This is a genomic window from Mycobacterium sp. P2_H7 (assembly GCF_056403275.1).
This window is the reverse complement of sequence record NZ_JBFUFU010000013.1, coordinates 64,929-79,513: the sequence shown is the minus strand read 5'-3', so window position 1 is coordinate 79,513 and position 14,585 is coordinate 64,929. Positions and strand designations below refer to the sequence as shown.

The following is a 14,585-nucleotide window of genomic DNA, read 5'->3' as shown; positions in this document are numbered from 1 at the left end:
ACAACTCGCTATCTGCAAACCCGGCGAACCGGAAACCAATCAACTGGTTGGCCAGTCTAGGCAATCGACCCGATCCGGTGTCGCCGCCTGGCCCAATCGCGTTAGACTTTGCAAAAGCAATAGCCATGCTGGGGAGGCATCGATGGACCCGAATCCGGATTACGACATCAGCGACGAGGGTGAATTCTTCTTCAGCTGGCTGGCCTGGGGCCTGCGCGGCGTGATTTGTGCACGTTTTGTCACGGTGAACGTGACGGAACGTGCACAAATCGCTAGGCCGCGGCGGCCTTGACCGCCTCGCCGACCTCATCCTTGAGCTTCAGGAACTCCGGGGACCGTCGCAGCTCCGTGGCGCCGACGCCGGTGCGGGGCAGCTCCGAGGACAGGTCCAGCGCCACCTTGCCCGGCCGCCGGGTCAGCACCACGATCCGCGACCCGAGGAACGCGGCCTCGTCGGCGCTGTGCGTGACGAACACGGTGGTCCGGCCCGTTTCCGCACTGACCTCGCGGACATCCTCTTGCAACCGCTCCCGGGTCAGCGCGTCCAGCGCCGCGAACGGTTCGTCGAGCAGGAACAGCGGGGTCTCGGCGGCCAGCGCCCGCGCGATCGCGACACGCTGCTGCTGTCCGCCGCTGATCTCCCAGATCTTGCGGTGCCCGGTCCCCTCCAGCCCGACGCGTTCGAGCAGCTGCTCACGCCGCTCGGCCCGGCGCTCTCGCGGCACCTTGGCGTACTTGAGCGCCAGATCGACGTTGCCGCCGACCGTGCGCCACGGGAACAGCCGCGGCTGCTGGAACACCACGCCCGAGGTCACCCCTGGCGTCGGCGACGTGCCTGCCACCCGGACATCGCCCTCGCTGGGCGATTCGAACCCGGCGATCAGCCGCAGCAGGGTGCTCTTCCCACACCCCGACGCGCCGACGAGGACCAGGAAGGCGCCGGGGTCGACGTCCAGGTTCACCGGTCCCAGCGCCGTCACCGCATCCGAACCCTTGCCGTAGCGGTGTTCGACGTTCGTGATCAGAAGCCGGCCCGACGGGTCACTGCTTGGTGAGGACATCGGGCAACCCCTTGGTGTAGACGGCGTCCTGGAAGGTGCTCAGCGGCGCGGCAGCCGGGATCTGCTTCTGGTCGGCCAGGAACTGCGACGCGCTCTCCAGGTTGGCCGCGATGTTGCCGGGCTTGCCGTCGCTGCCCAGCCACTGCTGCGAGGACACCTCCTGCGGTGTCAGGTAAACGCCCTGCTTCAGCTGTCCCACAACGTCTTCCGGGGTCAGGCCGATCTCGGCGGCGATCGCTTTCGCGGCGGCGGCGGGGTCGTCGGAGATGACGTTGAGCGCGCGGGCCTCCTGTCGGCGCCACACGTCCACCACATCCGGGTGCGCGTCGGCGAACTCGTCGGACACCACCCCCAGATCCAGGGTCGGCTTGCCGTCCGTGGCCAGCTGGCGGCTGGTGATCAGATCCTTGCCGGTCTTGCGCAGCTGATCCAGGGTGGGCAGCCAGGTGTAGGCGGCCGCGATGTCACCGCGGTCCCACGCGGCGAGGATGGCCTGCGGCTGCAGGTCGATCAGCTGAACATCGGCTGCGCTCAAACCATTCTGGGCCAGCGCGGCCAGCAGGCTGTAGTGCGCGGTCGACGCGAACGGGGTGGCGACCCGCTTGCCCTTCAGGTCGGCGATGGTGTTGATCCCGGCACCGTCGCGGGCGACCAGTGCCTCGTTGTCGCCGGCCACATCGAGTACGAAGGCCACCTTGTACGGGATGTTCAGCGGCGCGGACAAGCCGCGGGCGACCGGACTGGAACCGATTGCGCCGAAATCGATTTCCTTGGCGATGAACGCGGTGTTGACATCGGCACCCGAGTCGAACTTGGTCCACTTGATGTTGTAGTCGGGCAGTGCCTCTTCGAGCCACTTGTTGTTCTTGACGATCAGATCACCGCTCGGGAACGACTGGTAGGCAAGGCGAATGGTCGGCTTCTGCGCGTCCTGCCCGGAGTGGTCCACCGCGCACCCGGACAATGCCACGATCGAGGCCGCGGCAACCGCCAGTAACGATGTGAATTTCATATTTTTCCTCTCCAGGGAACGGCCCGCCGCTCGGCAGCCCGCAGTACGCCGTCGATCACCAGACCTGAGATCCCGATGGCGAAGATCCCGACCAGCACGACCGGGGTGTTGTTGTAATTGCTTGCGTCCTTGACCAACCCGCCGATGCCGGGGATGCCGTTGAACAGTTCGGCGGCCACCACCGAGGAGTAGGCCATCCCGACCGCCAGCCGGATGCCGGTGAAGGTCTCGGGCAGCGCCGAGGGCACCACGACATCCCTGATCACCTGGATGCGGGTGGCGCCCAGCGCACGCGCCGCTTCCTGCAGTCCGACCGGTGCGGCGACGACGGCCGCGGTGGTGGCCACCGCAGCGGGCGGCAGCGCGGCCAGCGCTAGCAGGGTGATCTTCGGGGCCTCGTCGATGCCGAGCCAGATCACCAGCAGGAAGAAGTACGCCAGCGGAGGCAGCGCCCGCAGGAAGGTCAGCCACGGCTCCAGCACGCTGCGCAACCAGCCGACCGAGCCCATCACCAGGCCCAGCAGCACGCCGAGCACCACACCGATGACGACACCGGCGAACACCCGGCGCAGCGTCATGTACAGGTGCTCCCACAACAGGTAGCCCGCATACCCGCGGGTGCCGTCGTGGGTGGTGGAGACGTCGAGGAAGGCGCGCCACACGGTCGCCGGATACGGCACGAAGGTCTGGTTCCAGATGCCGGCCGTGGCCACCACCTGCCAGACGATGAAGAACACCAGCACCGACAGCAGCGGCAATCCGGCACGGGTCAGGACCGCGCGCCACCGGCCCGATCCGCCGGGGGCCGAGGGCGCGGGCCCGACCGCCTCATCGGGGGTGATATCGACGAAAACCGACACGAATTACCTCTCACCGAAACGAGTTGACGACGGGCTCGCGACAGCATTCCGGTGATGTCGGGTTTCACGCCGCCCCCTTTATACGGTCGGGTGAACAGAACGTGAAGGGCTGCGCTCACAGCGAGTTTTAAGCCCGCCCGACCCGCCCCAAGAAATCCCCAAGTTTCCGCCAAGCCCCTGATCGGAGGCTCTTCACAGCTCGCAGACAGCGAGACCGACAGAGTCCCAGGAGTGCACCCGACATGTTCGCCCGCATCGCCACCACCGCCCTGACCGCCGCCGCTCTCGGCCTGGCCGCCTTCACCGGTGCCGCCACCGCTTCGGCGTCATCGGTCGATGACGAGTTCCTGACGAACATCGACGCCGAGGGCATCGCCTTCGACTCGGCACGCGCCGCCATCTCCGACGCACACCTGGTGTGCACATCCATCGCCGGCGGACAGCCCGCGACGGGCGTCGGCCACGACATCGTGTCCAACTCGGACCTGACCATCCACCAGGCCGCGGTCTTCGTCGTCGAATCCGTCAGCGCCTACTGCCCCGGTTACCTGACCGAACTCGGCTGACGAACCCTTCACAGACTCCCGCATCTGCGCCGCAGATGCGGGAGTCTGTGTTCTCGTGGTCAACAATGGGACGAGCACGGTAGGAGGCGACTTTGTCGATAGCTCCCGGTGAGCGGTTCGCCGGCTACACCGTCGTGCGCCTCCTCGGTGCCGGTGGCATGGGCGAGGTGTACCTCGCCGGCCATCCGCGGTTGCCACGCCAGGACGCCATCAAAGTGCTGCGCAAGGATGTCAGCGCCGACACCGAATACCAGGCCCGCTTCGACCGGGAGGCGGACTTCGCCGCCGATCTGATGCACCCCAGCATCGTTCGGGTGTACGACCGCGGCGAACACGACGGGCAGCTGTGGATCTCGATGGAGTACGTGGACGGCACCGACGCCGGCGAGCTGCTGCGCCAGCGCGGTGCGCTGCCCGCCGCCGAGGTGGTGCACATCATCACCGCCGTCGCCGGCGCGCTGGACTACGCCCATGAGCGTCAACTGCTGCATCGCGACATCAAGCCCGCCAACATCCTGCTCACCGACACCGGCGCCGAATGGCCGCGGGTGCTGCTCGCGGATTTCGGGATCGCCCGCCGGATGGGTGAAACCACCCGGCTGACCGCCACGAGCATGACCGTCGGCACCGTCGCCTATGCCGCGCCGGAACAGCTCATGGGCGAGGCCGTCGACGGCCGTGCCGACCAATACTCACTGGCGGCAACGGCTTTCGAGTTGCTCACCGGTTCGCCGCCGTATCTGCACGACAACCCGGCGGCCGTCATCAGCCAGCACATCACCGCCCCGCCACCCCAGATCGCCGGGCGCAGACCGGACCTCGCGGATCTGGACCCGGTTCTGTCGCGGGCGCTCGCGAAATCGCCCGACGACCGCTTCGGTAGTTGCGCAGAGTTCGCCGCCGCGCTGGGCACCAGCATCGACGGCCCCGTCGGCCTCACCATGCCCGCCCACGTGTACCGCAAGCCGAAGTCCACCCGTCGGCGCACCCAGGTGATCGCGCTGGTGGCCGTGGTGGCGGCGATCGGCGTCGCGGCGGCGGCCTATTTCCTGGGTGAACGCGAACCCGAACGCCCGCAGGCGAGTTCGCCCAGCGTCCCCGTGGTGCTCGTCGGTGCCGACTGCGCCACCCTCGGTGCGGCCGGGCAGAGCAGCACCGGGGAGAAGGCCTACTGCGCCCGGCTCCCGAGCACCGGGGACACCATGTGGTCCATCTACTCCGGCACCGTCCCCGTCCCGTCGGCGACGCCCGCCGCCACCGATCAGGTCTATCCGCCCGGCATCGAGCAGCAGGTGCAGGTGTGCGTCACCGAGACCCACCAGGATCGCGCCACCTGCCGGGAGAACGTTCGGCAGGGGAATCTGGTGGGACCGCCGTGACCGAGGTGCAGGGCCGGATCTGGGAGGCGGGTAAACCCGTCGACGGTTTCACCTTCACCGCCATCTCGGATTGCCTGGCGTCGGAGGACACCCTGGTGTGGGCCGACATCTACAACCCCGACCATGAGTCGCTGCGCCGGCTGGCCGACGAACTCGGGCTCAACGTCTGGGCCGTCGAGGACGCGATGGCGCCCATGGAGCGCACCAAGGCGTCGGTGTATCACACCCACACCTTCTTCACGGTCTACGCGGTGGACACCGTCGACCCCGACGATGACAGCACCGCCACCCTGGTCAAACACCGCATCTCGGCGTTCGTGCTGCCGCGCGGGCTGATCACCGTGCGGCTCCCCGCGATCGGCGCGACCGGCGCCGGTGAGTTCGACATCGCCGAGGTGTCGCAACGTTTCGACGAACTCGGCGGCCAGGAGCACGGGACCGGCGCCCTGGTGCACGGCCTGCTCGACGTCGTCGTCGACGGCCACTTCGAGGCCGTGCAGGCTCTCGACGACGCCATCGAATCGCTCGAGGACGAACTGTTCGACGAGGACGGTCCCCGGCGCGGGCTGCAACGCCGCACCTTCCGGATGCGCAAGGACCTGGTCCAGCTACGCCGGGTGGTGCTGCCGATGCGCGAAGTGGTGAGCACCATCCAGCACCGCCGCCTCGACAGCAAGACCTCCCCCGAACTCGATCCGCTGTACGCCGATCTGTACGACCATGTGTTGCGAGCCTCGGAGTGGACCGAGTCGCTGCGCGACATGGTCACGACGGTGTTCGAGACGAACCTGTCGCTGCAGGACGCCCGGCTGAACACCGTGATGAAGAAGTTGACGAGCTGGGCGGCCATCATCGCGGTGCCGACGGCCATCACCGGCTTTTACGGCCAGAACGTCGAATATCCGGGGATCAACACCACCGTCGGCTTCGTCGCCAGTTCCGCGTTGATCGTGATCTTGGTGATTCTGCTGTACGTATCGTTCAAGAGGCGCGACTGGCTGTGAACATTCGTTCACCGTTCGAGGGGGGCCCGCGCCGATCGGTCTGATGGATGGGACACTTCACCATGCCTACCAACAGGTCGGATCGCCGAGGAATGGATCGTTGTCGATGATCATCGCGATACCCCGCGAGTCTCAACTGGGTGAGACTCGCGTCGCCGCCACACCGCAAACCGTCGGGCAGATCGTCAAACTGGGCTATTCGGTAGTGGTCGAGTCCGGCGCCGGGGCCGCCTCCAGTTTCGCCGACGCCGCGTACGTCGAGGCGGGCGCCGAGATCGGCCGCCCCTGGGACGGCGATGTGGTGCTCAAGGTCAACGCGCCGACCGACGACGAGATCGCCCTGCTGCGCGACGGCTCGACTCTGGTCAGCCTGATCTCGCCCGCACTCAAGCCCGAACTGGTCGAGAAGCTGTCCGCTCGCCCGATCACCGTACTGGCCATGGACGCGGTACCGCGTATCTCGCGGGCGCAGTCCCTGGACGTGCTGTCCTCGATGGCCAACATCGCCGGTTACCGCGCCGTGGTCGAGGCCGCGCACGCCTTCGGCCGCTTTTTTACCGGCCAGGTGACCGCCGCGGGCAAGGTGCCGCCGGCCAAGGTGCTCGTCGTGGGCGCCGGGGTGGCCGGGCTGGCCGCGATCGGCGCGGCAGGCAGCCTGGGCGCCATCGTGAAGGCCACCGATCCCCGTCCCGAAGTCGCCGACCAGGTCAAGTCGTTGGGCGGCGAGTACGTCTCCGTCGACCCCGACGCGGGCGAGGTGTCGGCCACCGGCTACGCCAAGGAGATGGGCGACGACTACAAGGTCCGCGAGGCTGCGCTGTACGCCGAGCTGGCCGCCGACGTCGACATCATCATCACCACCGCGCTGATCCCGGGCCGGCCCGCACCCCGCATCATCACCGCCGACATGGTGGCCGCGATGAAGCCAGGCAGTGTGCTCGTGGACATGGCCGCGGCCAACGGCGGCAACGTCGAGGGCGCAGTCAAGGACCAGTCGATCGTCACCGACAACGGGGTGACCATCATCGGGTACACCGATCTGGCCGGCCGACTACCCGCCACGGCCTCCCAGCTCTACGGCACCAACCTGGTCAACCTGCTCAAGCTGCTCACCCCGGAGAAGGACGGCCGGCTCACCCTCGATTTCGACGACGTTGTGCAGCGATCGATCACCGTCGTGCGCGACGGGGAGACCACCTGGCCGCCGCCACCGGTGCAGGTCTCGGCTGCCCCGGCGGCGGCCGCCGCCGCCCCGGTGGTGGCACCGAAAGCCAAGGCGTCCATGTCCACGGGACGACGGCTGGGGCTGAGCTTCGGTGCGGCTGCCGTGCTGTTCGTGTTGATCGCCATCTCGCCGGTCGCCCTGCAGGTGCACCTGACGGTGTTCGCGCTGGCGATCGTGATCGGCTACTACGTGATCGGCCATGTGCACCACGCACTGCACACGCCGCTGATGTCGGTGACCAACGCGATCTCGGGCATCATCGTCGTCGGTGCCCTGCTGCAGATCGGCCATGGCGACCTGCCGGTCACCGTCCTCGCGGCCGTGGCGATCCTGCTCGCCAGCATCAACGTGTTCGGTGGCTTCGCAGTGACGCGTCGCATGCTCGGAATGTTCTCCCGCAGCTGAGCCTGCGCCCCTTTTCGAAACGTCTGAAATGGATTCCATGTTCACGGTAGAGACTGCTGCCACCTCGGCCTACGTCGTCGCGGCCCTGCTGTTCATCCTGGCGCTGGCCGGGCTGTCCAAGCACGAAACATCCAAGGTGGGCAACACATTCGGCATGGCCGGCATGGCCGTCGCGTTGATCGCGACGGTCGCACTGGCCCTGAACCGGCACATCGGGCCGCTCGGGCTGGGCCTGCTGGCCGGCGCCATGGCCATCGGCGCAGCGATCGGCCTGTGGCGCGCCAAGGTCGTCGAGATGACCGGGATGCCGGAGCTCATCGCTCTCCTGCATTCCTTTGTCGGTCTGGCCGCGGTATTGGTGGGCTGGAACGGCTACCTGCACGTCGAAGGTGACGCCGCCGGCGCCGAGGCCGCCGTGCTGGACGGGCAGGGCCTGCTCGGCATCCACTCCGCCGAGGTCTTCATCGGCGTGTTCATCGGTGCGGTCACTTTCACCGGCTCCATCGTGGCCAACCTCAAGCTGTCGGCCCGGATCAAGTCCACGCCGCTGATGCTGCCCGGCAAGAACTTCCTCAACATCGGCGCGCTCGTCGTCTTCCTCGCACTGACGGTGTGGTTCGTCATCGAGCCGCAACTGTGGCTGCTCATCGTCGTGACCGTGCTCGCCCTGCTGCTGGGCTGGCATCTGGTGGCCTCCATCGGCGGCGGCGACATGCCCGTGGTGGTGTCGATGCTCAACAGCTACTCCGGCTGGGCCGCCGCCGCGTCGGGCTTCCTGCTGTCCAACGATCTGCTGATCATCACCGGCGCCCTGGTGGGTTCCTCCGGTGCGTACCTGTCCTACATCATGTGCAAGGCGATGAACCGGTCGTTCATCTCGGTGATCGCCGGCGGCTTCGGTATCGAGGCGGGGCCCGCCGAGGACAAGGACTACGGCGAGCACCGCGAGGTCACCGCCGAGGGTGTGGCCGAGCTGCTCGGCGCCGCCGACTCGGTGATCATCACCCCGGGCTACGGCATGGCGGTGGCCCAGGCCCAGTACGGTGTCGCCGACCTGACGCGCAAGCTGCGCGAGCGCGGGGTCAACGTGCGCTTCGGTATCCACCCCGTCGCCGGCCGACTGCCCGGGCACATGAACGTGCTCCTGGCCGAGGCCAAGGTGCCCTACGACATCGTGCTGGAGATGGACGAGATCAACGACGACTTCCCGGACACCGCGGTCGTCTTGGTCATCGGCGCCAACGACACCGTCAACCCGGCGGCCTCGGAGGATCCGAGCAGCCCCATCGCGGGCATGCCGGTGCTGACGGTGTGGAACGCCGAGAACGTCATCGTGTTCAAGCGGTCCATGGCCTCCGGCTATGCCGGGGTGCAGAACCCGCTGTTCTTCCGGGACAACACCCAGATGCTGTTCGGCGACGCCCGCGACCGGGTGAACGACATCCTGGCCGCGCTGTAACGGCTAGGTGGCCCGCAGCCCGTTCGTGAGCAGCGTGGCCAGCTCCGCGTAGGCCTCGGCATCGCTGAGGCCGGTTGCCGTGCGGACGTCGCGCTGCTGGATGCGGACCATCATCGTCGCGATGAGGTCGGCCGCGAAGGACGCATGCACCTTGCGGTAGGCGCCGTCGCCGACGCCGTCCTCGATCAGTTCGCGGACGCGCTGCGCGGCGGCGCGGGTGTTGGCCTCGTAGACCTCGCGGGCGGGGGCGAACGCGTTCAGGTCGGTCATGAACACGTCCGAGGCGACGGCCAGTTCCTCGCCGACCGCGGTCAGGTATGCCGAGATGCGTTCGCGCCGGGTCTCTTTCAGGGCCGTTTCGACCGCGTTGGTGGCCCGCTTGAAGAAGTGCACCGTGACCCGCCGGACCAACTCGTCCTTGCCGGAAGCCAGCGTGTAGAGCGTGGACTTCGAGCAGTGCAGCCGCGCCGCGATCTCGTCCAGCGTGAGATGACTGAAGCCCTCCGCGAGGAACAGGGTCAGCAGGTCGTCGAACAGGGCGGTCTGCCGGCGCGTCGCGAAGCCGTCGGCAGCCAGGTCGGACATCCCATCATGATACTGCAGCGGGTGTCACAGTACTCCGACAATGATACTGTGAAGTCGTCATCAGTACTGTTTTAGGGAAAGAACCCCCGTGCCTGTAGACCGCTTGCTGCCGTCCGACGAAGCGTACGAGCTGATTTCGCTGACCCGCGACATCGCCGACAAGGTGCTCGACCCGATCGTCGACGCCCATGAGCGGGCCGAGACCTATCCCGAGGGCGTCTTCGCCCAACTGGGTGCCGCCGGGCTGTTGAGCCTGCCGCAACCCGAGGAGTGGGGCGGCGGCGGCCAACCCTATGAGGTGTACCTGCAGGTGCTCGAGGAGATCGCCGCGCGGTGGGCCGCCATCGGGGTGGCGGTCAGCGTGCACAGCCTCTCGTCGCACGCGCTGCTGGCCTTCGGCTCGCAGGAGCAGAAGCAGCGCTGGCTGCCCGGCATGCTGTCCGGCACGCAGATCGGCGCCTACAGCCTGTCCGAGACGCAGGCCGGATCCGACGCTGCGGCGCTGCAGTGCGCGGCCGTCCGGGACGGCGACGAGTATGTGCTCAACGGATCGAAGGCGTGGATCACCCACGGCGGCAAGGCCGACTTCTACACGGTGTTCGCGCGCACAGGCAAAGGCTCCAAAGGGATTTCCTGTTTCTTGGTCCCCGGCGACACCGACGGTCTGACCTTCGGCAAGCCCGAGGAGAAGATGGGTCTGCACGCCGTACCGACCACCTCGGCGTTCTACGACGACGCGCGCATCGACGCGGACCGGTTGATCGGCGCCGAAGGACAGGGCCTGCCGATCGCCTTCTCCGCGTTGGATTCCGGCCGCCTCGGCATCGCCGCGGTCGCCGTCGGTATCGCCCAGGCCGCGCTGGATGAGGCGCTGCGCTACGCGAATGAGCGAACAACGTTCGGGCGCAAGATCATCGACCATCAGGGCCTCGGATTCCTGCTGGCCGCCATGGCCGCCGAGGTGGTCAGCGCGCGGGCCACGTATCTGGATGCGGCACGGCGGCGCGACCGCGGGCTGCCCTACTCGACGCAGGCCAGCGTAGCCAAGCTGATCGCGACCGATGCCGCCATGAAGGTGACCACCGACGCCGTGCAGGTCTTCGGCGGGGTGGGTTACACCCGCGACTTCCGTCCGGAGCGGTACATGCGCGAGGCCAAGATCACCCAGATCTTCGAGGGCACCAACCAGATTCAGCGCCTCGTGATCGCCCGCGGCCTCACGGCGTAGCCGCGAGCAGACACAGAATTCTGCTTCTGCAGCCGATTCGAGCTGAGGCTATGACTGCTCGGCGACGAATTCACCGATCGCCGAGAGGAATTCGTCGGGCTTCTCGACCATCGGGCTGTGCCCGGAACCAGCGATGACATGCGGCGGCAGGCCCGCCGCGGTGTAGCGCGCCACGTTCGGGGCCGTCGGGGTCAGCACATCGCGTTCGCCCCACAGCACCAGCACCGGCTTCCCCAGACCGGCCAGGGTCTCGGCGACCGGTGCCCGGTCACCGTCCTTGGAGTCACACACACCGGCGTAGGTCAATCGCTCAAGCGACCGATATGCGAACTGCGGCACCGGATAGTCCGCGGCGAAACCGGTCTGCAAGGAGCTCTCGGTGATCGCGTCGACGGTGCGGAACCGGTCCAGCGCAGGGCCGAGGGCCGGCCAGCACACCATCTTGCCCAGCAGCGGCATGCTCACCAGGTCGTCGGCGGCGGGTGTATCGGACACGACCACCTTCTCCACCAGGTCTGGGTACCGGCGCGCAAACTCGGCGGCGACGGCGCCACCCATCGAATGCCCAACCAACACGGCATGCCGGACGCCCAACGCCATCAAGGCCTTTCGCACCGCCTCGGCCTGCTCGGCGGCGTGGTAGGGCGCGGCCTCAAGCGGCGCCTCCGACCCCCCGTGGCCGACCAGATCGACCGCGATCACGCGCTCGCCGCGGGCCAGCATCGGCGCGATCGCCTGCCACCATTCGATGGAAGCCGAATACCCGTGCAGCAGAACGACGGCACGATCGCCGGGCGGACCGTACTCGCGGACGTTGAGGTCGGGGCCGTCCAGGTGCAGCACATGCCCACCCGCGAACGGTTCCGCGGCCCGTGCCGTTCCGGTCACGACATACGCGTTCACCAGCACGGCGACGACCAGCGCGAGGACGACGCCGACGGCGATACGGAGCTTCACAGTGGGCACGCTACCCGGCACATCTCGCACCGGCGATGGATTTTCAGCCCTGCTCGGCGATGGGCGGCGAGGTCACCGTGACCGTCGTCCCACGCCCGGATGCCGAGTCCACCTCCATCTGGCCGCCCATCGCATCGACCCGAACGAGCAGTGAGCCCAGGCCGATATGGCCGGCCGCGACCCGGTCGGCCACCGACGTTGGGTCGAATCCGACACCGTCGTCGGCCACCGTCAGCACCACCCGGTCACCGGTGCGGGCGAGCCTGATGGTCACCACCGTCGCGCGCGCATGCTTGCCGATGTTGGTGAGCAACTCCCGGGCGGCCCGGTACATCAACGCCTCCGATTCCGGCGTGCCGACTTCTTCGAGGTCCGACACCACCTGGTACTGGCCGCGAGACTCGAACTGCCGCACCAATTCCCGCACACCGGCGGTGAGGCCCAGCTGCGCCAGCACCTGGGGGTGCAGCTCGGTGACGGTGGAGCGCAACTGGATCGCGGTCTGCTGCAGGGCGGCGTGCACCGCGTCCAGGGCCGGGTCGGGCATCCGCTCCCGAATCTCGTCGAGTTCCATCCGCGCCGCCAGCAGATTCTGCAACGGGCCGTCGTGCAGATTCTCGGCCACCTGACGGTTGTGCCGTTCATCGGCCTGCATGGCCTCGGACACCAACTGGCGGCGCACCTCCAGCAGCGCCTTGACACTGGCCGAACGACGCGACAGCACAACGCATAACGCCGAGGTGGCCACCGCCAGCCAGATCAGAAAGCCGAAGTGCGTGTACACCATGTTGGGCAGGCCGATGCGGTCATCACGCTTGGAGTAGACGATCCATACCGACAGATACGCTGCGGCCGTGAGGGTTCCGATGACACCGGTCAGCCACGGCCGGTCCTGGAACGCCACCGAGATGGGCAGCAGGAAGAACACCGGCAGCAGCGCGGCGGTCGCACCCCCGGACACCACACACAGCACGACGATGACGAGGACGTCGACGCCCGTGGACGCCCAGTCCGCCCAGCGGGGCAGCGGACCCCGCAACGCCACCAGCACCCACACCACGGCGGCGATCGCGTATGCGCCGAGCACCACCGCGTACAGGCCGGGCAGCCAATGGTCGACCTCCCAGATCCACACCAGCACCGCGATCAAGGCGATCAGCGGCAGCCGCAGCACCGCGGACACCCGGACCGGTTCGGCCGCGAAGAAGTCGACGATGCGGGCCACGTCAGTCGAGCAGCTTGCGCCGCATCGCCTCCGCCACCGCGGCCGCCCGATCGCCCACGCCCAGTTTCTCGTAGAGCCGCTGCACGTGCGTCTTGACCGTCGACGGCGCCAGGTAGAGCTCCTTGGCCATCGCCGGGATGCTCAGTCCCCGCGCGATCATCACGAGCACCTCACGTTCGCGCCCGGACAGCGTCGGCGCGTCCGGCTCGTTGCGGCGCCGGATCTCGCCGGCCAGCGACGCGGCCAGGGCGGGGGCGATGACGTCGCGTCCGCGCGCGCAGTCCAGCACCGCATTGACCAGCTCACTGCGGGTCGACTCCTTGGACAGGAAACCGGCCGCACCGTCCTGCAGTGCCTTATAGACGATCGCGGACTCGTCGTGCGCCGACAGCAGCAGCACCCGGGTGGGCAGCGCGTCGCGGGTCACCGCCGCGGCGACCTCCGAACCGTCCATCCCCGGCATCCGGTAATCCAGCAGCGCCACCGCAGGTTTGTGGGTGCGGATGGCTTCCAGCGCGGCCGTGCCGTCATCAGCCTCGGCGACCACCTCGATGGAACCGCTGCCGACCAGCGCACGCACCACGCCGTCGCGAAACATCGGGTGGTCATCGCCGACCACCACGCGCACCTTCTGTGCCGAGTCCTGCATGCGAGCCAGCTTGTCACAGCGGATGCGCCCCGACACGCCGAACCAAAAGGCGTGTTTGCCTTGCCCTGCCCGGGAGAGTCATGGGCATGGAATCCGACGAGCTGAAGTGGTTCGTCGTACTCGCCGAGACCGAACACGTCACCGACGCCGCCGCCGAACTGGGAATCAGCCAGCCCACGCTGTCGCGGGCGCTGTCCCGGCTGGAGGCGCAGGTGGGTGCGCCGTTGTTCGACCGGGTGAACCGTAGGCTCCAACTCAACGCGTACGGCCGCATCCTGCTCGAGCACGCGCGTCGGAGCATCGCCGAAATGCGTTCGGCCACCGAACGTATCGCCGCGCTGCGGGACCCGGAGACCGGCCTGGTGCGGCTGGCGTTCCTGCACTCGCAGGCCGGCGGATTCGTCCCGGAACTGCTGCGCCGGTTCCGGGCCCACGCCCCCCGGGTGCGCTTCGAGCTGTTCCAGGGTGCGGCCCACGAGATCGTCGAGCGGCTGGCGGACGGGCAGGCCGACCTCGCCATCACCTCGCCTCGGCCGCCGGGTTTCCCGTGGCGCGGGCTCTATGTGGAGCGGCTGTGCCTGGCGGTCCCCCGTGCGCACCCGTTCGCGCGGCGCACCCGGATCCGGCTCGCCGATGCGGGCAGTGAGCCGTTCGTCGGACTGGCGCCGAATTTCGGGCTGCGTCAGCTCACCGACGAACTGTGCGCAGAGGCCGGTATCGACCCTCCCATGGTGTTCGAGGCGATGGAGATCCCGACGATGGAAGGCCTCGTGGCCGCAGGATTCGGGGTGGCCGTCGTCCCGGTGCCCAGGCCGCAGCGCGCGGAACCCGGTGCGGCCTACATCCCGCTCACCGAAGCGGCCGCCAAGCGACAGATCGGGCTGACGTGGAGCGCCACCCGGGAGACCGCGCCCGCCGCCGAACGGTTCGCCGAATTCGTCATACAGAATCATCATGAACTTGACTAATT

The 14,585-nt window shown here is 68.0% G+C and carries 15 protein-coding genes; 8 read left to right on the top strand and 7 right to left on the bottom strand.

Features of this window, described 5'->3' with window-relative positions:
- Window positions 1-142 precede the first annotated feature (142 nt).
- A complete protein-coding gene (locus AC1DY7_RS20910; protein ID WP_477495632.1) occupies window positions 143-292 on the top strand; it encodes a hypothetical protein in 150 nt (49 codons plus the stop codon).
- Here AC1DY7_RS20910 and AC1DY7_RS20905 read toward each other — a convergent pair.
- Genes AC1DY7_RS20905 through AC1DY7_RS20895 form a run of 3 tightly spaced genes read right to left on the bottom strand, consistent with a single transcriptional unit; the run spans window position 273 to window position 2,933 of the window.
- Complete coding sequence (locus tag AC1DY7_RS20905; protein ID WP_477495631.1) at window positions 273-1,061, bottom strand: ABC transporter ATP-binding protein; 789 nt, start codon at window positions 1,059-1,061, stop codon at window positions 273-275. The two genes, AC1DY7_RS20910 and AC1DY7_RS20905, sit on opposite strands and share 20 nt — an antisense overlap.
- The gene (locus AC1DY7_RS20900; RefSeq protein WP_477495630.1) at window positions 1,042-2,073 is read right to left on the bottom strand and encodes a taurine ABC transporter substrate-binding protein; all 1,032 of its coding nucleotides are present in this window, start codon (window positions 2,071-2,073) and stop codon (window positions 1,042-1,044) included. Before AC1DY7_RS20900 ends, AC1DY7_RS20905 begins: the two co-directional genes overlap by 20 nt.
- Complete coding sequence (locus tag AC1DY7_RS20895) at window positions 2,070-2,933, bottom strand: ABC transporter permease (RefSeq protein WP_477495629.1); 864 nt, start codon at window positions 2,931-2,933, stop codon at window positions 2,070-2,072. The genes AC1DY7_RS20900 and AC1DY7_RS20895 overlap by 4 nt, the downstream gene beginning before the upstream one ends.
- Before the next feature lie 242 nt (window positions 2,934-3,175).
- Between AC1DY7_RS20895 and AC1DY7_RS20890 the strand changes: the two genes are divergently transcribed.
- The 5 genes from AC1DY7_RS20890 (at window position 3,176) to pntB (ending at window position 8,971) form a co-directional block, all read left to right on the top strand.
- Complete coding sequence (locus tag AC1DY7_RS20890; protein ID WP_477495628.1) at window positions 3,176-3,499, top strand: DUF732 domain-containing protein; 324 nt, start codon at window positions 3,176-3,178, stop codon at window positions 3,497-3,499.
- 92 nt (window positions 3,500-3,591) lie between these two features.
- Window positions 3,592-4,878, top strand: coding sequence for a serine/threonine-protein kinase (locus tag AC1DY7_RS20885; protein ID WP_477495627.1), 1,287 nt, complete (start codon window positions 3,592-3,594; stop codon window positions 4,876-4,878).
- Window positions 4,875-5,882 carry a magnesium transporter CorA family protein gene (locus AC1DY7_RS20880; RefSeq protein WP_477495626.1) on the top strand — a complete coding sequence of 336 codons (1,008 nt, stop codon included), beginning with the start codon at window positions 4,875-4,877 and terminating at the stop codon, window positions 5,880-5,882. Before AC1DY7_RS20885 ends, AC1DY7_RS20880 begins: the two co-directional genes overlap by 4 nt.
- Window positions 5,883-5,988: 106 nt before the next feature.
- Window positions 5,989-7,512 carry a Re/Si-specific NAD(P)(+) transhydrogenase subunit alpha gene (locus AC1DY7_RS20875; protein ID WP_477495625.1) on the top strand — a complete coding sequence of 508 codons (1,524 nt, stop codon included), beginning with the start codon at window positions 5,989-5,991 and terminating at the stop codon, window positions 7,510-7,512.
- A gap of 37 nt (window positions 7,513-7,549) precedes the next feature.
- Window positions 7,550-8,971 carry a Re/Si-specific NAD(P)(+) transhydrogenase subunit beta gene (pntB, locus tag AC1DY7_RS20870; RefSeq protein ID WP_477495624.1) on the top strand — a complete coding sequence of 474 codons (1,422 nt, stop codon included), beginning with the start codon at window positions 7,550-7,552 and terminating at the stop codon, window positions 8,969-8,971.
- A gap of 3 nt (window positions 8,972-8,974) precedes the next feature.
- Here pntB and AC1DY7_RS20865 read toward each other — a convergent pair whose 3' ends face one another.
- Window positions 8,975-9,556: a TetR/AcrR family transcriptional regulator gene (locus AC1DY7_RS20865; protein WP_477495623.1), complete on the bottom strand. Its 582-nt coding sequence runs from the start codon at window positions 9,554-9,556 to the stop codon at window positions 8,975-8,977.
- An 88-nt stretch (window positions 9,557-9,644) separates the two neighbouring features.
- Between AC1DY7_RS20865 and AC1DY7_RS20860 the strand changes: the two genes are divergently transcribed.
- Window positions 9,645-10,784, top strand: a complete 1,140-nt coding sequence (locus AC1DY7_RS20860; protein WP_477495622.1) for an acyl-CoA dehydrogenase family protein — start codon at window positions 9,645-9,647, stop codon at window positions 10,782-10,784.
- Window positions 10,785-10,832: 48 nt separating this feature from the next.
- Here the strand turns inward: AC1DY7_RS20860 and AC1DY7_RS20855 are convergent, their stop codons facing one another.
- Genes AC1DY7_RS20855 through AC1DY7_RS20845 form a run of 3 tightly spaced genes read right to left on the bottom strand, consistent with a single transcriptional unit; the run spans window position 10,833 to window position 13,615 of the window.
- Window positions 10,833-11,741 (bottom strand): alpha/beta fold hydrolase, encoded by a 909-nt coding sequence (locus AC1DY7_RS20855; protein WP_477495621.1) that lies wholly within the window; start codon window positions 11,739-11,741, stop codon window positions 10,833-10,835.
- 43 nt (window positions 11,742-11,784) lie between these two features.
- Complete coding sequence (locus AC1DY7_RS20850) at window positions 11,785-12,966, bottom strand: sensor histidine kinase (RefSeq protein WP_477495620.1); 1,182 nt, start codon at window positions 12,964-12,966, stop codon at window positions 11,785-11,787.
- Window position 12,967: 1 nt separating this feature from the next.
- Window positions 12,968-13,615, bottom strand: coding sequence for a response regulator (locus AC1DY7_RS20845; RefSeq protein ID WP_477495619.1), 648 nt, complete (start codon window positions 13,613-13,615; stop codon window positions 12,968-12,970).
- Window positions 13,616-13,701: 86 nt separating this feature from the next.
- On the opposite strand from AC1DY7_RS20845, the gene AC1DY7_RS20840 reads away from it, so the two are divergent.
- The gene (locus AC1DY7_RS20840) at window positions 13,702-14,583 is read left to right on the top strand and encodes a LysR family transcriptional regulator (protein ID WP_477495618.1); all 882 of its coding nucleotides are present in this window, start codon (window positions 13,702-13,704) and stop codon (window positions 14,581-14,583) included.
- Window positions 14,584-14,585: the final 2 nt, after the last annotated feature.

Excerpts from the sequence above, each read along its gene's own strand:
- pntB (WP_477495624.1), top strand. The coding sequence starts at position 7,550 with ATGTTCACGGTAGAGACTGCTGCCACCTCGGCCTACGTCGTCGCGGCC.
- AC1DY7_RS20875 (WP_477495625.1), top strand. The coding sequence starts at position 5,989 with ATGATCATCGCGATACCCCGCGAGTCTCAACTGGGTGAGACTCGCGTC.
- AC1DY7_RS20890 (WP_477495628.1), top strand. The coding sequence starts at position 3,176 with ATGTTCGCCCGCATCGCCACCACCGCCCTGACCGCCGCCGCTCTCGGC.
- AC1DY7_RS20865 (WP_477495623.1), bottom strand. The coding sequence starts at position 9,556 with ATGTCCGACCTGGCTGCCGACGGCTTCGCGACGCGCCGGCAGACCGCC.
- AC1DY7_RS20900 (WP_477495630.1), bottom strand. The coding sequence starts at position 2,073 with ATGAAATTCACATCGTTACTGGCGGTTGCCGCGGCCTCGATCGTGGCA.
- AC1DY7_RS20845 (WP_477495619.1), bottom strand. The coding sequence starts at position 13,615 with ATGCAGGACTCGGCACAGAAGGTGCGCGTGGTGGTCGGCGATGACCAC.
- AC1DY7_RS20905 (WP_477495631.1), bottom strand. The coding sequence starts at position 1,061 with ATGTCCTCACCAAGCAGTGACCCGTCGGGCCGGCTTCTGATCACGAAC.
- AC1DY7_RS20910 (WP_477495632.1), top strand. The coding sequence starts at position 143 with ATGGACCCGAATCCGGATTACGACATCAGCGACGAGGGTGAATTCTTC.
- AC1DY7_RS20840 (WP_477495618.1), top strand. The coding sequence starts at position 13,702 with ATGGAATCCGACGAGCTGAAGTGGTTCGTCGTACTCGCCGAGACCGAA.